Origin of the sequence: Roseateles saccharophilus, assembly GCF_004342485.1 — a bacterium.
GTDB lineage: Bacteria > Pseudomonadota > Gammaproteobacteria > Burkholderiales > Burkholderiaceae_C > Pelomonas > Pelomonas saccharophila.
This window is the reverse complement of record NZ_SMBU01000095.1, coordinates 1-1,637: the sequence shown is the minus strand read 5'-3', so window position 1 is coordinate 1,637 and position 1,637 is coordinate 1. Positions and strand designations below refer to the sequence as shown.

The window sequence follows — 1,637 nt, the reverse complement described above, 5'->3', positions numbered from 1 at the left end:
CCATCCAGACTGTCATCTTCCTGATCGCGGGCAAGCTCGACTTCAGCGCGATCAACCCTCACGCCCGGCAACCCACTTGAAATTCAAGAGAGCCCGAAAAAGGCCCCGGTCGCTTGCAAGACCGGGGCCTTTTGCTTCGCGCGCTGCCCGTCAGTGCATCAGCTGCCACAGCCCCACGACGACGTTGCCCCATACCGTGATGTTGAACCCCAGCAGCGTGAAGACGCGCAGGAAGTTCCACATCTTGCGTGCCCGCTGCAGGGCCTCGTCGGCGCCGGTGAAGACGTAGATGCCCATATAGAGCGCCGAGGGCAGCAGGGTGGCCGCCATCACCACCACCATGAACCAATAGAAGAAGCGCATACCCGCATTGTGGCCACAGCCGGCGCCCCCGAGGACCGGCGTTAGCCCGGGGGGGAGAGGCGGGGCCGGCGAGGCCCCCCCCCCCGGCGCTCAGGCGACCTTGAACACCGCGACGACGTTGGCGAGATGCTGGGCCTGGTCGTTCAGCGAGGACGAGGCCGCCGTCGATTCCTCCACCAGCGCCACGTTCTGCTGCGTCATCTGGTCCAGGTTGGCGACCGCCTGGTTGACCTGGGCGATGCCATCGCGCTGCTCGACCGCGGCGGCGGCGATTTCGCCCATCAGGTCCGTCACGCGGCGCACGCTGGAGACGATCTCCTCCATCGCCTGGCCGGCCTGGGCCACGTCGGCGGCGCCGGCCTCGACGGTATCGACGGAGCGGCCGATCAGCATCCTGATCTCGCGCGCGGCCTCGGCACTGCGCTGCGCCAGCGTGCGCACCTCGCCGGCGACGACCGCGAAGCCTCGGCCCTGTACATGGACGCCCCCGGTTTGCCAAGCCTCCAGCTCACTGCTGCACTGAGGAAGAGATTGCACCCGTACATTCGGACTTCTGATGCGAGACGTGCTCGCTGTCCCTGATGGGTTCTGCTGGTCGGCGCCCAATCGCTTACACGCACTCGAAGTGCCTCGTCCGGCGCGGGCTATACCAACCACGGTCTGACCTGTCGTGCCATCAACTTGCTGGTTGCCTGAGCAATCGGCGGTAGGGCTCTCCTTGTTCGGTCGGTGTTGCTGATGTTCGACTACGCGACTGCGTAGCCGGGCCTGAACTCTCGGCCGTGCGCCAGCAGCGCCCAGACGGTTCTCGCGGTCTTGTTCGCCATCGCGACCGCCGCGACGTTCTTGTTTCTGCGCGTCGTGAGCTTGAGGACCCAGCTGTCGGCATCGGCGCGCTGGGTGGCCCGGTAGATGACGGAGCGAGCGCCGTGGACGAGCATCGTGCGCAGGTAGGCATCACCTCGCTTGCTCATTCCCAGCAGCGTCGGTTTGCCGCCACTGGAGTGCTGCCGCGGCGCCACGCCCAGCCATGCTGCGAGCTGCCGCCCGTTGTCGAAGTTCTTTGCGTCGCCGACGCTGGCGACCAGGGCGGTCGCGGTCAGCGGTCCGATGCCCGGCACCTTCTCCAGACGTTGGCTCGCTTCGCTGGCCCGATGCCACGCCTTGATCTGCGCCTCGATGTTATGACCGTCGCTGTCTGAGGCTTGCCAGGGCTTGATGTCCCAGGAACGTTGGGGGCGTTCGTGAGAACGCTGCCGCGGTCATCGCGGGAC

1 protein-coding gene and 2 pseudogenes are annotated in these 1,637 nt (G+C 66.5%); all 3 read right to left on the bottom strand.

Features of this window, described 5'->3' with window-relative positions:
- Positions 1-150: 150 nt before the first annotated feature.
- Positions 151-363: a hypothetical protein gene (locus EV671_RS26520; protein WP_132576894.1), complete on the bottom strand. Its 213-nt coding sequence runs from the start codon at positions 361-363 to the stop codon at positions 151-153.
- Between the two features lie 90 nt (positions 364-453).
- A pseudogene (locus EV671_RS27645) lies at positions 454-837 on the bottom strand (methyl-accepting chemotaxis protein); the annotation flags it as partial.
- Between the two features lie 272 nt (positions 838-1,109).
- Positions 1,110-1,562: pseudogene (locus EV671_RS26510) on the bottom strand (IS110 family RNA-guided transposase); the annotation flags it as partial.
- Between the last annotated feature and the right edge of the window lie 75 nt (positions 1,563-1,637).

Coding starts and splice junctions, on each gene's coding strand:
- EV671_RS26520 (WP_132576894.1), bottom strand. CDS start 363: ATGCGCTTCTTCTATTGGTTCATGGTGGTGGTGATGGCGGCCACCCTG.